Raw genomic sequence first — 19,556 nt, 5'->3', positions numbered from 1 at the left:
TGAGTTTCTACTCCTTCATCATGGCAAGGCGCGCCACAAAGTCAGCCGACGCGCCTCACTTCATCCCTGATCACTGCTGAAAGCTGTAGACATTCCCTAAGTTTAGCAGCTTCGTCAGTTCGTCCAGCGCTTCGCGTCCCTCCAGCAGTAGCTGAGGGTCCGCGAGGTCACTCTGCGAGAGGCGATCGCGGTAGTGACGCTCAACCCAGCCGTTCAGAGTGGCGAACAGCGTGTCGTTCATCATCACCGAGGGGTTGACCGCCGCCAGCTCGCGCGCGTTAAGCACCACCCGCAGTCGCAAACAGGCCGGGCCGCCGCCGTTGCACATACTTTCCCGCAGGTCGAATACTTTCAGCTCATCAACCGGACCGCCGCTTTCCACCAGACCGCAGAGATAGCGCCAGACGCCCGGATGCTGACGGGCTTCCTCGGGCAGTACCAGCAGCATCTTGCCGTTGGGTTTACTCAGTAGCTGACTGTTAAAGAGATAGGTTGCTACCGCATCCGCCACGCTCACCTGATTATCAGGTACTTCAATCGGCGTGAAGCCCGGCATTTTTTCTGCGATCGCCGCCAGCAGCCCGGACTGATTGAGGAAGGCATACTGATGGCAGAACAACACCTGTTGATTGCTGACCGCGATAACGTCGTTATGAAATACGCCCTGATCGATAACCGCCGGGTTCTGCTGCGCAAACAGGGTACGCTGTGGGTCGAGCTGATGTAGTCTGGCGACCGCCTCACTCGCTTCGAGGGTCTGACGGGCAGGATAGCGCGTGGGCGCAACGCTGCTGTTGCCCTCTTCACGACCGTAAACAAACAGCTGAACCCCCGCATCGCCGTGAGCCTGGCTGAAACGGTTGTGGTTTGCCGCGCCCTCGTCGCCAAACATCCCCACCTGCGGCAGCGCGTCATGTACGCTGAAATACTGCGGGTCATGGAAAATAGCCCTCAGCAGCGCCCCCGTGGTGGGTGCCTCCATCGCGCGATGGAATTTGTTGTTCAGATTAGCGACCGTCAGATGCACCCGTCCGTCAGCGCTGTCCGCCGACGGCGACACCGTGGCCGCATTCGCTACCCACATAGCCGAAGCCGAACTGGCGGCCGACAGCAGGCGGGGAGCCTGCGCGGCGGCCTTAGCCAGCACCTGCGCGTCAGTACCGCTAAAGCCAATCTGCCGCAGCACGCCGACGGCAGGACGTTCATGCGGCGGGATCACGCCCTGTACAAAGCCTAGATCCGCCAGCGCCTTCATTTTTAACAGTCCCTGCTGAGCGGCCAGCCTCGGGTTAGAGAGCTGATGCTGATGGCGCGTGGAGGCCTCGTTGCCAAATGACAGCCCGGCATAATGGTGCGTCAGGCCTGGCAGGCCATCAAAGTTCGCTTCGCGTGCGCTCATCTCTCACCGCCTGATGTGCTGAAGTCCAGACCAGGTGACAACGTCACCGGCAGCGAAAGGTCGGCAGATTCCAGCGACGCCATCGGCCACGCGCAGTAATCCGCCGCATAAAAGGCGCTGGCCCGGTGGTTTCCTGACGCGCCGATGCCGCCGAAAGGCGCGCTGCTGGCCGCACCGGTCAGCGGTTTGTTCCAGTTGACGATGCCGGCGCGACACTCAATCAGCAGCCGATCGAACAGTTCGCGGGAGGGTGAAATCAGCCCACAGGAAAGGCCATAGCGGGTGTTATTGGCCAGCCTGATGGCCTGATCAAAATCATCGTAGCGAATAACGGCCAGCAAAGGCCCGAAGACCTCTTCATCCGGCACATTTTTCAGCCCGGTAAGATCAACAATGCCCGGCGTCAGGATCGCACTGCTGCGATCCGGCCAGCGCATCGGCAGCAGCACTTTACCGCCTGACTCAACCCGCGCCTGCCATTCGGCAAAGATCCGCTCTGCTGCCTGCACTGAAATCACGCTGCCCATAAACGGCTGCGGGGCCGCGTCCCAGGCGCCGGGCTTAATTCTCGCCGCGACCTCGGTAAAGCGAGCAAGGAAAGCGTCTCCGGCGGCGCCGCGCTTAACCAACATCCGGCGGGCGCAGGTGCAGCGCTGACCGGCGGTGATAAACGCCGACTGAATGGCCAGGTTGACCGCCGCGTCAACATCAGCAGGATCTTCGACAATCAGCGCATTGTTCCCGCCCATCTCCAGCGCCAGCATTTTATCAGGACGCCCGGCAAACTGGCTGTGCAACTGGTAGCCCGTCGCCGCGCTGCCGGTAAACAGCACGCCGTCAACCTGCGGCTCTCTGGACAACGCCTGGCCGGTTTCTCTGCCGCCCTGAACCAGATTCAGCACGCCGTCGGGTAGCCCGGCGTTCTGCCAGAGTCGTACCGTTTTCCCGGCAATACCCGGCGTCAGTTCGCTGGGCTTGAACACCACCGTATTTCCCGCCAGCAAAGCGGGGACGATATGACCATTCGGCAGATGGCCGGGGAAATTATAGGGGCCAAATACCGCCATCACGCCGTGCGGACGATGGCGAAGCGAACTCTCTGCTTCAAGGGTGGTGCCGGTACGGGCGTGATAAGCCCTGACCGAAATCGCCACCTTATTGATCATCGCCTGAATCTCCGTTGCCGCTTCCCAGCGCGGTTTACCGGTCTCTCTGGCGATAGTGACGGTCAGGTCCTCTTTATTCTTCTCCAGCAGTGAAGCAAACTTCTCCGCAATCGCCTGACGCTCGGCAAATGGACGGCGCGCCCAGCTGCTGAATGCGCTGCGGGCGGCAGCCACGGCGGAAGAGACCTGTGCGGCGCTGGCCGCTTTCCCCTCCCAGAGGAGTTCGCCGCTAACCGGGTCCAGCTTGCTAAAATTCTCGCCCGCGCCAGTCAGCCATTGACCTTCAATACAGTGCATCATGCTTTATTCTCCGGATTCAGTGTTACCACGCGCAGGGCGTCGCCCTGCCCGCAGCGTAAAAGAGTTGCCTGTTCCCTGCTCAGGCTGACCGTGCCGCCAGCCGGGTCGACGTTCAGCAGAATCGTACGGAAGTCCTCATAGCGCTCATTCGCTACCAGGCAGAGAGGCTGTGATTCATCGGCTGGCTCGCCGATGCTGACCTGCAACAGGCGGCTTTTGCGAATCGCCCGCACGCGATCGATATCGCATTCAAGCGTCGGGCCACCGTCAAATATGTCGACATAGTTCATATAGCGGAAGCCTTCGGCTTCGAGCACCGCCCGCGCCGGGGCCGTTTGCGGATGCGTTTTGCCAATGACCGCTTTAGCCTCTTCCGTCAGGTAGTCGATATACAGCGGGTGCTTCGGCATCAGTTCGGCGATAAAGGCTTTTTGCCCGGTGCCACACAGGTAGTCGGCCTCGCTGAAGGACATTGAGAAAAAGCGGCTGCCGACGCTTTCCCAGAAGGGAGAGTGTCCGGCGTCGTCGCTCACGCCGCGCATTTCCGCGACCACTTTCTGCATAAACCGATCGCGAAAGGCGGCCATAAACAGGAAGCGCGATTTTGACAGCAGGTAACCGTTTTTACCGTTGCGGTAGTCCGGGTCCAGGAACAGCGTGCACAGCTCGCTGCTACCGGTGTGATCGTTACTCAGCGACAGCGTGGGCAGGATGTTATACACGTTCAGCTCTTTTGAAGCGTGAACCTGTGTCCCGACGCGGAAGTTATACCAGGGATCCTGCAACCCCACGGCCACTTCAATGGCGCAGATACCCACAGCCCTGCCCGAGTCGCTCTCTTCCAGTACAAAAACGTAGCCCTGCTCCGCCCGCGGCAAAACGTTCTGCCAGGTAAGAATTGAGCGATCGATTCGGGCCGACAGCGTCTCGCTATCGGCTGGCAGCGAGGTGGGTCCCCCGCCAGTTTTACCGGCGAGGGCCATCAGTTGCACAAGATCGTCACGTTCAACAGGACGGATGACCATCATGATCCTGCCCCTTCAATCACCGCGCGGCAGGCTGCCTCAAAGCGGGCAAGTCCCTCTTTCACTTCCTCTTCAGAGATAATCAGGGACGGCGCAAAGCGCACCACGCTGGCTCCGGCAATCAGTACCATCAGCCCTTCTTTCGCCGCTGCCTGATTGATCAGCTTCGCCTTACCGCTGTAATCCTGATTCAACACGCAGCCGATCAGCAGCCCGAGGCCGCGAATTTCACTGAACAGGCGCAGGCGCTGATTAATGCCGTTCAGACCGTCGATAAACCACTGGTGGCGCAGCGCGACGCCCGCCATCATCTCCGGCGTGTTGATCAGCTCCATCACTTTTCCGCCGACCGCACCAGCCAGCGGGTTGCCGCCGTAAGTCGTGCCGTGCGTGCCCACGCTCATCGCCGCCGCCAGTTTTTCGGTTGTCAGCATCGCGCCAATTGGGAAACCGCCGCCGAGCGCTTTCGCGGTGGTCAACACATCTGGCGTCACGCCGTAGTGCATATAGGCATACAGCGAACCGGTTCTGCCAACGCCGCTTTGCACCTCATCGAAAATCAGCAGCGCCTGGTGCCTGTCGCAAATCTCACGCAGTCCGCGCAGGAAGGCTGGCTCGGCCGGAACAACGCCCCCTTCTCCCTGAATTGGCTCAACGATCACCGCGCAGGTCTGGTCATTAATCAGGGCGGCCGCCGAGGCCAGATCGTTATAGACGGCGTGCTGAATGCCAGCAGGCAGCGGCGCGAAGTCTTTTGAATAGGCTGGCTGACCACCGGCGGAAACGGTAAACAGCGTGCGGCCGTGAAAAGCATTTTTGAAAGCCACAATCCCACTTTTCTGCTCGCCAGCCTGGTCATGAGCATATTTACGCGCCAGCTTCAGAGCGGCTTCATTGGCTTCCGCGCCGGAATTGCAGAAAAAAACGCGGTCGGCGAAGGTGGCGTCAATCAGCTGTTTCGCTAAGCGCAAAATAGGTTCGTTGGTGTAGCCGTTACCGGTGTGCCACAGGCGTGCGGCCTGCTGCTGCAACGCCTGCTGTAAGTCAGGATGGGCATGGCCAAGGGCGTTAACCGCAATGCCGCCGGCAAAATCGATATAGGCGTTACCCTGCTGATCCCACAGCGTTGAGCCTTCAGCCCGCACCGGCACGAAGCTGGCAGGCGCATAGGTTGGAACAATCCACCGATCGAAATTTTCACGAGATACTGACGGGTTCATAACGGCCTCTGTTTTACTGCTCGCTGGCAGGTAACTTAAAAGTTTAAATAATGTTAATAAAATGAATCACTGCGCCCCTACTGTAATTTGCACGCAGCGTGCCAGCCAGCGATAAAAATGCATAAATGATATTGATGCATGTAATATCAATAAGTTACATCCTATTCTTATGCACACTTAATGCATAAAAAGTGAATAACCATCCGATCGGCGATGGTTTACCGAATAAAAATCAGCGGAATTATGCAGTCGAAAAATAAAATATCGCTTTTGTGATCGACGCCGAAATTACGGTTTAAAAAGAGGCATTTAGCGCACCAAAAACGAACAGCCTGCACCAAAACAGAGCAAACCAGGACAGTTCTGTAGGCGAACACGTATTTGGCAACGGGTTCAGCAGGCTGCTTTACTTTCTCCTGACGCCAAAGATCCCCGTAGATTCTTGCCTGGCGAGGTAACGGCAGACTTAAGAAATCCAGCGTTGACTCAACATGCTGCCAGCGAAAAAAAAGAAAAAATTAGGAATCCGCTGGAGGAATACTGCTTCCTGATAATAATTAACCATCAAACTAATTAAAATTGAATTAATTTAATCACGCGTCTGGGCAGCAATAATCACCTTAAGAATTCTTAAGCAAAAAAAACCCCATGCTGATTAAGAAATATTTAGCAACTTGCAATTAACAATAAAGACTTAAATTATATTACGCGTATCAGTAATTATTTTTACCGCTTATTGCAGAAAATCCCTGCAACTCTTTAAGTTGTGCCATCAGCCCCCCACCCGCATTGCAATAATGTTAATAACAAAATATAAAAATGATATAAAACAGTGTATTAATTAAGGATTCTACTAACGCAATTTTATTTCACGTAAATAACCCTGCAGCACAAAAAACATAAACGAAAGATAAACACTATCAAAATAAACACGCCAATATTAAAATTACATTTTGTTACACCTATTTATTTAGAATAAAAAATTAATTTATGCCACCTTCTTATCCGACGTATAACGGCGTCATAACGATAATTACTCACAGGGTAAATAAAAATGAAGCGCAATTTTCTGGTATGGGCTATCCCTGTCCTCTTCGGGATGGGTAACGTTAATGCGGCGGAGATTTATAATAAAGAGAGTAATAAATTAGACCTTACTGGCAAGGTAGACGTTAGCCATTTATTTTCCTCTGATGATGCTCACAATGGTGATAACAGCTATGCCCGACTGGGCTTTAAAGGGGAAACGCAAATTACTGACCAGCTCAGTGGCTACGGCAGATGGGAATATCAGTTCGAGCTGGGTAATCCGGAAGGAGAAGACGCACAGAAAGGCAACAAATCCCGACTGGGCTATGCCGGGTTGAAATTTGGTGACGCAGGGTCGCTGGACTATGGTCGTAATTACGGCCTGATTTATGATGCGTTGGCCTACACCGATATGCTACCGAACTTCGGCGGCGACGCGGCCCACACGGATGCTTTCCTGGCCGGCCGCTCAACCGGCGTGGCAACCTGGCGAAACAGTAACTTCTTCGGTCTGGTTGATGGCCTGAGCGTAGCGCTCCAGTATCAGGGTAAGAATGAGCGCACCGACAGCAGCGCCGTGCGTCGCTCCAACGGTGACGGCTACGCCATGTCGCTGGCCTATGAGTATAATTTCGGCCTGGCGGTGACGGGAGCTTATGCCAACATTGATCGCACCACGAAGCAGAATCAGGCCGATCGGGGTGAAGGCGATCGTGCCGAACTGTGGGCTACCGCCATCAAATATGATGCCAACCAGATTTATCTGGCGGCAATGTATGGCGAAACCCACAACGCGACCCCAATTAGCGGCGGCTTTGCCAATAAGGCGCAGGATTTTGAAGTGGTGGCGCAGTATCAGTTCCTGAACGGCTTACGCCCTTCTCTGGCCTATGTGTCTTCACGCGCTAAAGATATAGAGTCTGTCGGCAGCGCGGATATCTATAAATATGCCAGCGTCGGCGCAAACTACTACTTCAACAAAAACATGGTGGCGTATACCGAATACCGTATCAACCTGCTGGACAGCGATAACCCGCTGGGTCTGGCTTCGGATGACATCACCGCAATAGGACTGACCTACCAGTTCTGATGCTTTAAACGCGTTCGTCATTGCCTTCCGCCTGTGTCGATGGAAGGTCCTCACCCAAAGGGCCCTCGTGGCCCTTTTTTTTATTTCCAGGTAATCGACTCGTAACGAAGCTGAATGTCTTCCAGGTGCGTACTAGTCATTCCGTTGGGAAGCCCCAGCTAGTCTCTACGGGAATTGCAGATATCAGGTCAGTCGGTAATGTCTGTCCGGCACCGGCGTTTCAGGCAGCTCGCGCTGGTTATTCATTTCCAGCAGATTGATCTCGATATTGGTGCACATCGCATCCATCGGCAGATGATTATTAGCATAGCCGAACGGCATCTCCAGCTCTTCCGCCAGCGTGTCCAGCGACAGAAAGGTATAGGATATAAATACCGAGACCAGCGGCGTCATATAGTGAAGATCCGGCACCAGCGCAAACGGCAGCAGCGTACAGAACAGATAAACCGTCCGATGCAGCAGCAGCCCGTAGGCAAACGGCAACGGCATACTGGCCAGGCGCTCACAGCCGCCAAGCACCTGCGACAGCTGATGGATACTGTCGTCCAGCTGCGTAAAAACGATATCGGAAACCGCCCCGCTGCGGCGCTGCTCGCCCAGCCAGCGGGATATCTTCATCTCAATCACATTGGTCGGCGCGCGACGTCTGAGCACATCGTCAGTCTCATCGCCCAGATAGCGTTGCAGATCCTTTCTCGGGTCGGTCTTACGCAGTTGGTGCTTCAGGCTGTAGCAAAATGCCATCAGCAGCGCGGTGATACGCGGCGCGTCAGCAGGTGAAATGGCGTGCACCTGACGCAGGATGGTACGGCAGGCGATCAGCAATCCTCCCCAAAACAGCCTGGCCTCGGTAAAACGCGCATAGCAGACGCTGTTACGAAACCCGAGGAAGATAGCGATGGAGACGCCGAGCAGGCTGAACGGCGCCAGGGTAAGCTTTACGCCCAGCGTCTCATACCAGTCGAGGCAAAAGATCGCCACCACCGACATCAGTAAATTCAAACCAAGGCGGAAAAGAATGCCGGACAGCACGGAACCGTGCCAGGAGAACAAACGGACAAACCAGTGGGCATGCGGACGAATTATCATGTTGGCAGATATGCAGGATTTTTGTGAATTCTGGCAAAGAACCGCCGCGCTGCCCAGCTATTTTTTGTGAGTTAAGTCACATTTATTTGTGGGCCGGATATTGACAGTGCCGGGGTTTCCGGCATCATCCCACAGCGGGCTAAGGTGCCATCAAATCAAACTGACTGGCGCTGCTGCCCTGTAAAGTCACCGGCTGAACCAGCTTCAGCGTGATCCAGTTGGAAGTTACGCGCTGCTGCTTACTGTCCTCCAGCGTGACGGAAAGCCGATATTCGTTGCTCGCTCCTTCAGCGCTGTCCCACGCCGGGATAATAATGCTCCAGCCCTGCGGACTGGTGTTGCTGGCCGGTGGCGTCAGGCTCAGCGCCTGGGTATCGCCCTGCCAGTCAATCGCCTTAATAGCATTAGCATTACGAATTTGCAGCTTCAGCGGCAGCGTTTCACCCGGCTGCACCTGCCACGGCGGCGTTGCCAGGAACACCGACAGCGTTTTTCGCTGGCGGAACTCCATCACCGGCGAGTTATTGCGATTCACCGTATCGTAGCGGCTGCCGCTCAGCGATCGTGCCGCCGCCACGTTGTCAGCCGAGAGCTGCTTGCTCAGCGCCACGCCTATCTGATAATTCATCTTCAGGCCGAACTGATCCTGCGTTTCGCCGGTGTCGGCCGTTTTATGCGAGGCGGTAACGGTAAACAGCGGCACTGGCGTATAGCTGACGCCAAGCTCAATCGCCGACGGATTGCTGCCCAGCGTGCCGCTGTTAAAAAGGTCAACATTGTTGCCCAGATACTGCTCATAGCTCAGCGACATGCCCAGCTGGCGGTAGAATGGCAGATAGCCCTGGGTGGTAATATCATAGCCGCGCGCCATGCGCATTTCGCTTTCATGGGTCCGGTCGCGCCAGCCGGAGAGCGGCTGATAATAGTTCGCCGAAAAGCGCAGGTAGTCTCCCCAGGCTTCGGCGCCCAGCGATCCGCGCTGCTGGTTGGATTCAAACAGCTGGTCGACAAAGGCGTTGTAGCCCAGCCGCCAACTGCCCGCCACCAGCCGCTGCCCCAATCCTGCATTGCCCACCAAACCATAGTCCGTCTGCTGAACGCCAAGCTGGCTAAAGGTGAGGTAGCGGTAGTTGTCCGCCCAGGGCGTAACCAGTTGGGCAGACGTGCCGTCAAAGCTGCCCTGCATATCTACCATCAGCGACAGGTTTGCCCGGCCGTACGGCGAGAGCAGCTCCTGCCCCTCGGTTTCAGCGCGCTTTGCCGCCTCATCACGGAAATGGTTGAAAGCCCACTGCCCGGCCCGATCGCCCAGTGACTGGTCGTCGCTGCTGTTCATGCTGGCTTCGCCAATGGTTTTCATCGCTTTGGCAACGCGCTCCGCGATCGCGCTGTCATCGTTAGCGGCACTGCCTAAATCGGGCAGCGGCTGGCTGAAACGAGCGGGATCGTCGAACGGCGCATCGGAAACACGGGTATCCGTGGTTAACGCCTGCGCTAACTGACTTTCAGCACCACTGGCTAACACCAACACCAGGGCGCCGCTTAGGGAGCGGAAGGGGGAAAATTTTCTCATAACCTCATTAATGGCCGTCGGCTTACAGGGTTCCACCAGCGAAAAATGTAAGACGGCTCACAAAATTAGTGAAAGATAAGCTTAACACAGCTTCGCCGATTCGCGGCACCTGAGAGCCTCCATTGATGGGGCAAACATGCAGATAACTCGCTGGCAAATCGGGGGATTATCCAACAAGCCGGTAGTCGATTTCGGTAAAAAAATGATGGGTTAACCCGTTGCTGAAGGGATAAGGGTGGAAGACGATGTGGAGCAGACAAAAAGGCCACACGCGGGTGTGGCCAGATGACAGGAGAGATTCACAGAGTATGCATCCTCTGCTCAGGACATAATTAAGCCGCCGTCGACGTTGATGGTTTGCCCGGTGATATAACGCGCATCGTCAGAGGCTAAAAAGGCGACCAGCCCCGCCACATCCTGCGGCTGCCCGGCTCTTTTCAGCGGGATATTCTGCACCCATTCGGCCATCAGCTCGCCTTTGCCATATTTTTTCTCGCTGGTGCTGAGGATTTCGCCCCAGACCCGATCGTTGTAGTCCCACATTTCGCTTTCAATAATGCCCGGACAAAAGGCATTCACCGTAATGTTCCACGGCGCCAGCTCCTGCGACAGGCTCTGGGTAATGCCGATCACCCCCATTTTGCTGGCGGCATAGTGCGGGGTGTAGATAAATCCCTGGCGGCCCTGGCCGGACGAGGTGTTGATCAGGCTGCCGGACTGCTGCTTCACCATATACTTTGCCGCTTCACGACAGCACAGCCACACGCCGGTGGTGTTGACCGCCAGCACCTTCTCGAAATCAGATTTCGGCATTTTGTCGAAGGCTTCAATAGTGATCACCCCGGCATTCTGAATCGACACGTCGATGGTGCCGAAGCGGGCCGCCGCCTGCTGGTACAGCTTTTGCACCTGCGGCTCATCGGTCACGTCTACCTGTAAAGCGAGGATGTCGCTACCGTGCGCGGCCTGCAACTTCTCCGCCGTTTCAAACACGCGTTCCGCGTTAGACACCATCACTAAATTTGCGCCGTCGCGGGCAAACCGTTCCGCAATACCGGCTCCAATGCCCCGACAGGCGCCGGTGATAACCACGGTTTTCCCCTGAAAATTACGTTTCATGCTGTTCTCCTTAATGGGTTTGGGCTGCGGGCTGCCAGAGCGTGCGCTGCACGGCTTCGCGCCAGCCTTGCCAGCTCAGTTGCAGTTGCTGATGACGGGCATCGTCAGGCAGCCAGCGATCGTGTTCTGGCAGCAGAGCGGCCAGCTGCCCGTCGTTAAGTTGTTCCAGCGCACGCCTTGCCAGCAGACCCGCGCCCAGCGCCGAGAGCTCCGGCGTACTGCTTCGCGCCACCGGGCAGCCGAGCAAATCAGCCTGGAACTGCATCAGCCAGCGGTTTTGCGTTGGGCCGCCGTCAACCATCAGCGTCTCAAGATGAAAATCGGGATGCTGGCGCATGGAGGTAATGACGTCGGCAATCTGATAGGCGATCGCCTCCAGCGAGGCGCGAATTAAGTGGGCGGGCGTCACGCCACGGCTCAGGCCGCAAATCACACCACGCGCCTGGTCATCCCACCAGGGAGCGCCGGTGCCGGTCAGCGCGGGTACAAAGTAGACGCCAAGCGTAGAGTCAATGCTGGCAGGCAGCTCGTCCAGCGCACGGCTCAGCACCTGCCCTTTACCGTCGGTTAATCCGGTCGCCTGCGCCATCCAGGCTACGCCGTCGCCGGTATGCGGGATGTTGCCCTCAAGGCCATAGACGATGCGATCACCGTCGTGCCAGGCGACGGTGGTTGCCAGTTGGGTAATGCTGGTATCCGCCGTCAGCAGCGGCGCCATCACCGAGGAGCCGGTGCCATAGGTCGCCTTGACCCCGCCGGCCTTACCTAACCCGTGGCCATACAGGGCGGCGTGAGAATCACCCACCATCGCCATAATCGGCAGTCCATCGGGGAGGTCGCTGAGTCCGCAGGTGCTGCCAAACAGGCCGCTTGAGGGATAAATATCTGGCAGCGCCGCGCGGGGCAGGCCAAACAGCGCCAGCATCCCTTCATCCCACTGGCCGGTCCGCAGATTCAGTAGCTGCGTGCGCGCCGCATTGGAGGTATCGCAGCGAAACTGTTTTCCGCCGGTGAAGTGCCACAGCAGCCAGGCGTCGATAGTGCCCAGGCAGATCTCGCCGTTCACCGCGCGTTCAACGCCGTTTGGGGTATTCTCCAGCAGCCAGCGCATTTTGGAGGCGGAAAACAGCGGCGCAATCGGCAGGCCGGTCACCGAACGGATCAGGTCACCCTGCTGTTCCTGCCGCAGCTGCTCGCAGAATGCGGATGAGCGGGAGCATTGCCAGGTCAACGCGGGACCAATCGGTTGGCCCGTCGCCCTCTCCCACGCCATTGCCGTTTCGCGCTGGTTGCTGATCGCCAGCGCGGCGACGCGGTTCTCGCCAACGCTCTGAATGACCTCCCTGAGCACGGTGAGCGAAGCGTTCAGCAGCACTCTGCCATCCTGCTCCACCCAACCAGCGCGCGGGGTATCGACCGTCAGCGGGCGTGACGCTTTGCTGACAACCTTGCCGCTGGCGTCAATCGCTACCGCTTTAACGTTGCTGGTGCCCTCGTCCAGCGCAACAATCAGCTCTCTAGCCATGGCTGACCTCAGAGATCGGCGCGGCCGCCTGCTTTTTTTCATGACGACGCATCAGCACCACTTTGCTTTGCAAACGCTGCTGGAACTGGTCAATGACCACTGCGGTGACAATCACCAGGCCTTTGATCACCATTTGCCAGAAGTCGCTGACGCCCATCATCACCATGCCGTCGGCCAGGAACACGATCACGAACGCGCCGATAATCGAGCCAGAAACCCGGCCTCGTCCCCCGGCCAGCGCCGTACCGCCCAGCACCGTCGCACCGATCGCATCCATCTCAAACATGTTGCCGGTCATCGGATGCGCCGTTTGCAGCTGAGAAGCGACTATCAGCCCAACCAGCGCCGCGCAGAGGCCTGAGAAGGCATAAACAAACACTTTCACCTTGATAATCGGCACGCCAGCCAGCCGCGCGGCCGATTCATTGCCGCCGCTGGCATAGATATAGCGGCCGAGCGGCGTTTTGCGGGTGATATAGAGGCCCAGCAGCAGAAAACCCACCATCAGCCAGATCGGGATATAGACCCCCAGAATGCTGCCGGAACCGAGAACGGCGAAGCCGGTATTGCCCAGCTGCGGCATGCCGACCAGGTTGGCATAGGTGCTGCCGTCGTTCCACAGCAGCGCCGCGCCGCGCGCGACGTACATCATGCCCAGCGTGCAGATAAAGGGAGCCACGCCCAGCCGGGTGATCACCGCGCCATTAATCAGCCCAACGATCACCCCGACAATCGCCACCACCAGGATCACTTCCGGCACGTTCAGAAACAGCACCGAGCCGCCCCACAGTGGGAAACCGTTGGTTAACAGCGCGCCAGCCACCATGCCGCAAATCCCGGCGACGGCGCCGACGGAAAGGTCGATGCCGCCGGTGAGGATTACCAGCGTCATGCCGATAGCCAGCAGACCGGTGATCGCCACATGCTGAGTCATAATCAGCAGGTTCGACGTCGTTAGAAAGTTCGGGACCATTACGCTGAAAAAGCCAATCACGATCAGTAGCGCAATAAACGTGCGGGCCTTCAGCAGATACATATAGAGCAAATATTTCTGATTCATGGTGTGTTCCTCAACGCCCGGAGCGCAAGCTAGTCATGTGGAGTGGAAGCCGTGATAAGCCGCTCGCGGGTGGCTTCAGCCCGGGGTAAATCGGCGGTAATTTTTCCATCGGCCATCACCAGGATGCGGTCGGCCAGCGCCATGACCTCATCCAGTTCTGAAGAGGAAAACATCACCGCCAGGCCCTGCCGGGCCATCGACCCAATCAGGTGGTAAACGTCCGTTTTTGCGCCAACGTCAATGCCGCGCGTGGGCTCGTCGAGCAGTACCACCTCAGGGCCGGTCATTAATGCTTTGCCCAGCACGACTTTTTGCTGGTTACCGCCGCTGAGCGAGGTGATCGGCAGCTCGGCATCGCTAACCTTGATCGCCAGACGCTCGATCATTTCATTGATCCGCGCCTCTTCTTTTTGCGGGTGCAGCAGGCTCATCGCGTAGCGAAAGCCGCGCAGGCTCAGACTACTCAGCGTCATATTGGTTTTGATCGACATCAGTTCGATCACCCCTTCGCCCTTGCGATCTTCCGGCACCAGCGCAATGCCTTTTTTCAGCCGGTACTGGAAACTGCGCTTGTCCAAAGGCTCGCCGTTTAACGTGATGCTGCCGCTCTGGCAGGCCATCAGCCCAATCAGCCCCTTAAACAACTCGGTGCGCCCGGCGCCCAGCAGGCCATAGATGCCCACCACTTCGCCTTTACGCAGCGAAAAGCTGACCTCGTTCAGCTTATAGCCGCCGTTCTGCGCCAGCGCGGTCAGGCCCGCCACTTCAAGTACCGTTTCGCCCTGCTCAGCGGCCCGGTAGTCAAAATGCTTTTTCTTGTCGCCGACCATCTGCTCAATGATCCACGGCACGCTGGCGTCCCGAACTTCACGCTCGCTGATAAAGCGGCCATCGCGGAAAATGGTGATGTGGTCGCCAATCTCCATCAGCTCTTCCAGCCGGTGCGAGATGTAGATAATGGTGACGCCGCGCCGCTTCAGCGCCGCAATAACGTTAAACAGCACCCGCACTTCTGACTGGCTCAGCGCCGAGGTCGGCTCGTCCATAATCAGCACGCGGGTATCTTTCGACAGCGCCCGGGCGATCTCCACCAGCTGCTGGTGACCAATTCCCAGCTCGCCGAGCGGCGCATAAGGATCGACGTCCAGCTCCAGCCTTTCCAGCAGCGCTTTCGCCAGCTGATACTGGTATTTTTCATTGATGGTCCCGCGCTGAAAAAATTCGTTGCCGATAAAAATGTTGTCCATCACGTTCATGTTGGGGAACAGGTTCAGCTCCTGGAAGATGATGCTGATGCCGTGTTTCTCCGCCTGCTGGGTCGAGCTTAACGTGACAGTGTCACCATCAAGCAGGATCTGTCCGGACGACGGCACTTCGACCCCGGCCAGCATTTTCATCATGGTGGATTTGCCCGCGCCATTTTCGCCGATCAATACGTTGACCTTGTTGCGGTAGACGCGATAGTTCACCTGATCCAGCGCGGTGACGCCCGGATAGATGCGCGAGACGTTGCGAGTTTCAATAATCACCGTCGACTGCTCGCCAGCCGTCGGCAGGACATCCGCTTCACTGTGCGCCATGATCTACTCCTGGTGACGAACGACACGGGCCGGGGTGATATCCGGCGCGGTTTGTGGCACATCCCAGCTGCTGAATACGCCGTCAACTTCTACGCGATCGCCGACCTTCGGCTGAAGTTTTATCACCTCATTCGAGGCCAGGCTGTTGATCGCCTTACCGTAGTCGCCAAACAGCACCTGGTCATTGAAGTCCTGATAGCTGGCGCCTTTATAGACATCGCGCAGCGCGGTGCCGCGAATGATCGGGCCAATCTGCACCACCACGTCCTGGCCGCTGACGTCTTTGACCGTCATCTTGCCGCTGCGTGACGCGGTGTTAACGGCAGAAACCGTTCCGTCAACCCTGACGCTGAACACGCAGGGATTCTCCTCCTGGCTACGGTAGCCAAACTGCTTACAGGCGCTGTCGATGTCCTTCGCAGCCGCCAGATCCTTCATTACCTCGCCCAGCGGCTTAGCGTCGTTCAGCACCTGCGGCACAATCTTCTGCTGCCAGGTGCTGGCGACGTTCGCCATTTTCGGATTGGGGGGATTTTTCAGGTCGGCTAATTCCTGTTGTGACACAATACGGCAGCCGCCGAGCGCTAACGCGGCCATTGCCAGCCAGACTCGCCTGGACATAAGTTATCTCCTTTGCGCCCCGGAAGGGGCGCAGCAGTACCACGACGACAACGACTTACGATTTGAAATTGAAATCCTGAACCTTAGACGCATTTTCCGGGGTGATCAGAATGCCGCGGAACATCACGCGCTGTTTCTCCGGGCTGGTGCCTTTCTGGATAAAGTTGTCCAGGTCGGTCACTCCCTGAGCGGCAATAGCCTGCGCCTGTAGCATCACGGTGGCCTTCAGCGTGCCCGCTTTCACCGCATCGCGCTCATCGTTGCTGCCATCAATGCCAACCACGATCACGTCGTTACGCCCTGCCGCTTTCAGCGCGGCAATGGCACCCAGCGCCACCGGTCCGTTACCGCAGATCACCCCTTTCACGTCCGGGTGCGCCTGCAAAATACTGTCCATGATGCGCTTACCGTCGATCAGCGTGCCCTTGGCGTCCTGCTTCGCCACGCTCTGCATATCGGTGTACTGGTCAATGACCTGGTGGAAGGATTTGGAACGGGTCACGCAGTTATTGTCCGCGAGGTTACAGGTCAGCTCGGCATATTTGCCCTTCTCACCCATCTTCTCGACAAAGACGTTCGCCACGTCGGAACCCGCCTGGAAGTTATTGTGGGTAATCTGCTCCAGCGCAACGTTATCCACCGGGATTTCACGGTTGATCAACACCACCGGAATACCGGCGTCTTTCGCCTTCTGGATCGCCGCCACGCTGGCGGTAGAGTCGGCGTTGTCGAGGATAATGCCCTGCACTTTTTTGCCGATGGCGGCATCAATCAGCTCGCTCTGTTTTTTTACATCTTCGCCATGTGACAGCACGGAGGTTTTGTAGCCCAGTTCCTGAGCCTTCAGGTTGGCCCCCTTCGCTTCCGAAGCGTAATAAGGGTTATCCAGTGAGTTCACCATAATCATAATGGTGCCTTTATCTGCTGCCAGGGCCGCATGGCTGAACGTGCAGGCGGTGGCAACGGCTAATACGGTTAAACGCATGTTCATAGTGATGTTCTCTCATTATTGTAGGTACAGTGCGTAGGGTATTGCGTTCGGTACAGCTCATCTCTGGTCTTGGCGAAGTACTACCAAATGGTAAAGCCCCCATCGATCATCAGATCGGCGCCGGTGATCATGTCGCTGCCGTTGCTGGCGAAAAACAGCACGGCGGCGGCAATTTCGTCGGTGTAGGCGAAGCGTCCCATCGGGATCAGCTGCTTCATCGCCTCACCTTTCTCTCCGCGCCAGGCTTTTTCACCCATCGGCGTCAGCACCACGGTCGGAGAGAGGGTATTTACGTTGATTTTGTACGGGGCGAACTCCTTCGCCATTACTTTGGTCATTCCCAACAGCCCGGCTTTGGCCGAGGTGTAGGCCACATGATTATCAATAGCAATCGAGGCGGCCTGCGAGGCGATATTGATGATCTTTCCGCCCTTGCCCGCCTTCACCATCCGTTTTGCCACCGCCTGCGAACAGAGGAATGGCCCGCTCAGGTTGACGGCGATTTGCTTCTGCCATTCATCGAAGTCGGTTTCCAGCACCGGTTGCAGCATCACGTAACCAGCGCAGTTAACCAGGATATCGATATGGCCATAGTGCGCCTCCACCTCAGCAATGGCCTGCTCCACCGACGCCGGATCGGTGACGTCGCACGAGACAAACTGCACGCTTGCGTCGGCAAACTGAGCGGCGACGTCGCTGACCTTGCTCTGCTCAAATGCCGGATAGAGCAGCGCCAAACTTGCGCCTTTCTCCAGCAGCATCCGGTTGCTGGCCATGGCTATACCGCCCAGCCCGCCGGTGACTACCGCGACTTTGCCGCTCAGATCCATATTGCTGTCCACGCCGTAGCGCAGGTTGACATCGTATTCATTACTCATTATCGGCTCTCCTCAGGCGGCGGCGACAACGTGTTGCAAAGTAGTACGCAGGCCTTCAGCATCAATGCGGAACTGGCTACGTAGCGCGGCACGGCTGCTGCTGTGGGTAAATTCCCAGGCAGGAATGCCCAGCGCGGTAAAGCGCTGGCGCAGCGCGTGCTTAAGCAGGATCTCGCCAATAATGCTGCCCAGCCCACCGCTCAGCGAATGCTCTTCCATGGTGATTACCTGGCGATGGTCGCTAATCAGTTTCACTACCGCGGCCTCATCCAGCGGCCAGAGCGAAGGCAGTGAAACGACGGTAATACTGTCGTCCTTCGCCGCCAGCGCTTCATGAGCCAGCGTGCCCAGGCAGAACACCACGGTCTCTTTCCCCTGTTGCAGCACTTCCGGCTTGCCGGGAACAAACTGATAATCTTCGTTATGCAGCAGCGGCACTTTGTCGCTGTCCATGCGGATATAGACCGGGCCGCGGTGCTGAATCGCATAGCGGGCAATCGCGCTGGCCTGAATGGCGTCGGCCGGTGCGAAGACCTGAAGGTTGCCGAAGGTGCGGGCAATGGCAATGTCATTGGTGCAATGGTGAGTCGCCCCCAGCGGACCGTAGGCAAAACCGGCGTTCAGCCCAAGCATTTTGACGTTGGTTTCCGTATAGCAAATGTCGTTCTTAACCTGTTCATTGGAACGGGCAAACAGGAAAGGTGCGGCGTTGGCGGTAAAGACGGTCCGTCCGCTCAGCGCCATGCCTGCCGCCATGCCCACCATGTTCTGTTCGGCAATGCCGACGTTAATCACCCGATCGGGAAACGCTTTTTCAAACGGGGCAATTTTTGAGGTTGAGGTTGAGTCAGCGACCATCACGCTGAGGTTCGCCCCCTTGTTCTGCTCGTCCACCAGCGTGGCGATCACCGCGTCGCGTAAGTCTTGCATCATTATTCCTCCAGCTCCGCCAGCCCCAGGGCCAACTGCTCATCATTAGGGACCGAGTGGTGCCACGCCGGAACGTTAGCCATGAAGGAGATGCCGTGGCCCTTCTCAGTGTTGGCGAGGATCACCCGGGGTTTGCCGCCAGAAGGCTGGTTTATCGCGCTGGCGATTGACTGCGGGTCGTGTCCGTCGCACTCCAGCACCTCGAAGCCAAACGCCAGCCATTTGTCGGCCAGCGGCTCCAGCGGCATAATGTCTTCAGTTTTCCCCGCCAGCTGTAGTCGGTTGCGATCGACAATAGCGACCAGGTTATCAAGCTTGAACTTGCTGGCGGACATCGCGGCCTCCCAGTTCGAGCCTTCAGCCAGTTCACCATCGCCCAGCAGCACAAACGCACGGCGGTGTCCCCTTCCCGACAGTTTGTTGCCGAGCGCCAGGCCAACGCCGATCGGCAGACCGTGTCCCAGTCCCCCGGAGTTGATCTCCACCAGATCAGGCAGTTTTTGCCGCACCGGGTGACCTGCCAACAGCGTATCGTCACCCATAAACTGATCCAGAATGGCCGGATCAATCATCCCCATCGCGGCGGCGCTGCAATACAGGCCGCCCGCGCCGTGGCCTTTCGACAGGATGAAGCGGTCCTGGTCCGGGCGTTCTGCGCCTCTGTCCATCACGCCCATAAACAGCGTACAGATGATATCCACCTCTGAGAGGTCGGCGCCGGTATGCCCTTTTCCAGCCCGGTGATTCATTTGCAGCACATAGCGTCGGGCCTGCCGCGCGGTCTGTTTGATTGCCTGAAAGTCCATCATTACCTCTTCGTCTGTAGCGCCGCTGGTCGGATAGCGAAGTGGCAGTCCTGCGGCTCATTCGTTTTCGAATAAAAATATACGCTATCGTTTTTAAGCATATTGTGGGGTAGATCAAATTTCAAACAAAAGCACACAAAAAGTATAACCGCTTG

The 19,556-nt window shown here is 57.2% G+C and carries 16 protein-coding genes; 1 reads left to right on the top strand and 15 read right to left on the bottom strand.

Going from position 1 to position 19,556, the window contains the following annotated elements; genetic code table 11:
* Positions 1–70: 70 nt before the first annotated feature.
* The 4 genes from astB to NG99_RS06770 are packed head-to-tail and all read right to left on the bottom strand — an operon-like array spanning position 71 to position 5,110.
* On the bottom strand, positions 71–1,399 hold the full coding sequence (gene astB / locus NG99_RS06785; protein WP_034889972.1) for an N-succinylarginine dihydrolase: 1,329 nt from the start codon (positions 1,397–1,399) through the stop codon (positions 71–73).
* Positions 1,396–2,865 (bottom strand): succinylglutamate-semialdehyde dehydrogenase, encoded by a 1,470-nt coding sequence (astD, locus tag NG99_RS06780; protein WP_034889968.1) that lies wholly within the window; start codon positions 2,863–2,865, stop codon positions 1,396–1,398. The genes astB and astD overlap by 4 nt, the downstream gene beginning before the upstream one ends.
* Entirely contained in the window at positions 2,862–3,893 is a 1,032-nt protein-coding gene (gene astA / locus NG99_RS06775) for an arginine N-succinyltransferase (RefSeq protein WP_034889965.1), read from the bottom strand. Before astA ends, astD begins: the two co-directional genes overlap by 4 nt.
* Positions 3,890–5,110 carry an aspartate aminotransferase family protein gene (locus NG99_RS06770; RefSeq protein WP_034889962.1) on the bottom strand — a complete coding sequence of 407 codons (1,221 nt, stop codon included), beginning with the start codon at positions 5,108–5,110 and terminating at the stop codon, positions 3,890–3,892. The genes astA and NG99_RS06770 overlap by 4 nt, the downstream gene beginning before the upstream one ends.
* Before the next feature lie 1,054 nt (positions 5,111–6,164).
* Between NG99_RS06770 and NG99_RS06765 the strand changes: the two genes are divergently transcribed.
* Positions 6,165–7,229, top strand: a complete 1,065-nt coding sequence (locus tag NG99_RS06765) for a porin (protein ID WP_034889960.1) — start codon at positions 6,165–6,167, stop codon at positions 7,227–7,229.
* A 183-nt stretch (positions 7,230–7,412) separates the two neighbouring features.
* On the opposite strand, the gene NG99_RS06760 is transcribed toward NG99_RS06765, so the two are convergent.
* The 11 genes from NG99_RS06760 to NG99_RS06710 form a co-directional block, all read right to left on the bottom strand.
* Positions 7,413–8,318 carry a bestrophin family protein gene (locus NG99_RS06760; protein WP_034889957.1) on the bottom strand — a complete coding sequence of 302 codons (906 nt, stop codon included), beginning with the start codon at positions 8,316–8,318 and terminating at the stop codon, positions 7,413–7,415.
* Positions 8,319–8,457: 139 nt separating this feature from the next.
* A complete protein-coding gene (locus NG99_RS06755) occupies positions 8,458–9,891 on the bottom strand; it encodes a YchO/YchP family invasin (RefSeq protein WP_052130582.1) in 1,434 nt (477 codons plus the stop codon).
* 321 nt (positions 9,892–10,212) lie between these two features.
* The gene (locus NG99_RS06750) at positions 10,213–11,010 is read right to left on the bottom strand and encodes a glucose 1-dehydrogenase (RefSeq protein ID WP_034889952.1); all 798 of its coding nucleotides are present in this window, start codon (positions 11,008–11,010) and stop codon (positions 10,213–10,215) included.
* A gap of 10 nt (positions 11,011–11,020) precedes the next feature.
* A complete protein-coding gene (locus NG99_RS06745) occupies positions 11,021–12,535 on the bottom strand; it encodes an FGGY family carbohydrate kinase (RefSeq protein ID WP_034889949.1) in 1,515 nt (504 codons plus the stop codon).
* A complete protein-coding gene (locus tag NG99_RS06740; protein ID WP_034889946.1) occupies positions 12,528–13,595 on the bottom strand; it encodes an ABC transporter permease in 1,068 nt (355 codons plus the stop codon). Before NG99_RS06740 ends, NG99_RS06745 begins: the two co-directional genes overlap by 8 nt.
* Positions 13,596–13,624: 29 nt before the next feature.
* Positions 13,625–15,175, bottom strand: coding sequence for a sugar ABC transporter ATP-binding protein (locus NG99_RS06735; protein WP_052130581.1), 1,551 nt, complete (start codon positions 15,173–15,175; stop codon positions 13,625–13,627).
* Between the two features lie 3 nt (positions 15,176–15,178).
* Positions 15,179–15,796, bottom strand: a complete 618-nt coding sequence (locus tag NG99_RS06730) for a DUF2291 family protein (protein WP_034889943.1) — start codon at positions 15,794–15,796, stop codon at positions 15,179–15,181.
* 55 nt (positions 15,797–15,851) lie between these two features.
* Positions 15,852–16,787, bottom strand: coding sequence for a D-ribose ABC transporter substrate-binding protein (locus NG99_RS06725; RefSeq protein WP_034889940.1), 936 nt, complete (start codon positions 16,785–16,787; stop codon positions 15,852–15,854).
* Positions 16,788–16,867: 80 nt separating this feature from the next.
* Positions 16,868–17,665, bottom strand: a complete 798-nt coding sequence (locus NG99_RS06720; protein WP_034889937.1) for a GolD/DthD family dehydrogenase — start codon at positions 17,663–17,665, stop codon at positions 16,868–16,870.
* A gap of 12 nt (positions 17,666–17,677) precedes the next feature.
* Entirely contained in the window at positions 17,678–18,598 is a 921-nt protein-coding gene (locus tag NG99_RS06715; protein ID WP_408606391.1) for a transketolase family protein, read from the bottom strand.
* Complete coding sequence (locus NG99_RS06710; RefSeq protein WP_034890029.1) at positions 18,598–19,401, bottom strand: transketolase; 804 nt, start codon at positions 19,399–19,401, stop codon at positions 18,598–18,600. Before NG99_RS06710 ends, NG99_RS06715 begins: the two co-directional genes overlap by 1 nt.
* Positions 19,402–19,556 lie beyond the last annotated feature (155 nt).

This window comes from Erwinia typographi (genome assembly GCF_000773975.1).
GTDB classification, from domain to species: Bacteria; Pseudomonadota; Gammaproteobacteria; order Enterobacterales; family Enterobacteriaceae; genus Erwinia; species Erwinia typographi.
This window is presented reverse-complemented; position numbering and strand designations above follow the sequence as displayed.

Excerpts from the sequence above, each read along its gene's own strand:
- astB (WP_034889972.1), bottom strand. The coding sequence starts at position 1,399 with ATGAGCGCACGCGAAGCGAACTTTGATGGCCTGCCAGGCCTGACGCAC.
- astD (WP_034889968.1), bottom strand. The coding sequence starts at position 2,865 with ATGATGCACTGTATTGAAGGTCAATGGCTGACTGGCGCGGGCGAGAAT.
- astA (WP_034889965.1), bottom strand. The coding sequence starts at position 3,893 with ATGATGGTCATCCGTCCTGTTGAACGTGACGATCTTGTGCAACTGATG.
- NG99_RS06770 (WP_034889962.1), bottom strand. The coding sequence starts at position 5,110 with ATGAACCCGTCAGTATCTCGTGAAAATTTCGATCGGTGGATTGTTCCA.
- NG99_RS06765 (WP_034889960.1), top strand. The coding sequence starts at position 6,165 with ATGAAGCGCAATTTTCTGGTATGGGCTATCCCTGTCCTCTTCGGGATG.
- NG99_RS06760 (WP_034889957.1), bottom strand. The coding sequence starts at position 8,318 with ATGATAATTCGTCCGCATGCCCACTGGTTTGTCCGTTTGTTCTCCTGG.
- NG99_RS06755 (WP_052130582.1), bottom strand. The coding sequence starts at position 9,891 with ATGAGAAAATTTTCCCCCTTCCGCTCCCTAAGCGGCGCCCTGGTGTTG.
- NG99_RS06750 (WP_034889952.1), bottom strand. The coding sequence starts at position 11,010 with ATGAAACGTAATTTTCAGGGGAAAACCGTGGTTATCACCGGCGCCTGT.
- NG99_RS06745 (WP_034889949.1), bottom strand. The coding sequence starts at position 12,535 with ATGGCTAGAGAGCTGATTGTTGCGCTGGACGAGGGCACCAGCAACGTT.
- NG99_RS06740 (WP_034889946.1), bottom strand. The coding sequence starts at position 13,595 with ATGAATCAGAAATATTTGCTCTATATGTATCTGCTGAAGGCCCGCACG.
- NG99_RS06735 (WP_052130581.1), bottom strand. The coding sequence starts at position 15,175 with ATGGCGCACAGTGAAGCGGATGTCCTGCCGACGGCTGGCGAGCAGTCG.
- NG99_RS06730 (WP_034889943.1), bottom strand. The coding sequence starts at position 15,796 with ATGTCCAGGCGAGTCTGGCTGGCAATGGCCGCGTTAGCGCTCGGCGGC.
- NG99_RS06725 (WP_034889940.1), bottom strand. The coding sequence starts at position 16,787 with ATGAACATGCGTTTAACCGTATTAGCCGTTGCCACCGCCTGCACGTTC.
- NG99_RS06720 (WP_034889937.1), bottom strand. The coding sequence starts at position 17,665 with ATGAGTAATGAATACGATGTCAACCTGCGCTACGGCGTGGACAGCAAT.
- NG99_RS06715 (WP_408606391.1), bottom strand. The coding sequence starts at position 18,598 with ATGATGCAAGACTTACGCGACGCGGTGATCGCCACGCTGGTGGACGAG.
- NG99_RS06710 (WP_034890029.1), bottom strand. The coding sequence starts at position 19,401 with ATGGACTTTCAGGCAATCAAACAGACCGCGCGGCAGGCCCGACGCTAT.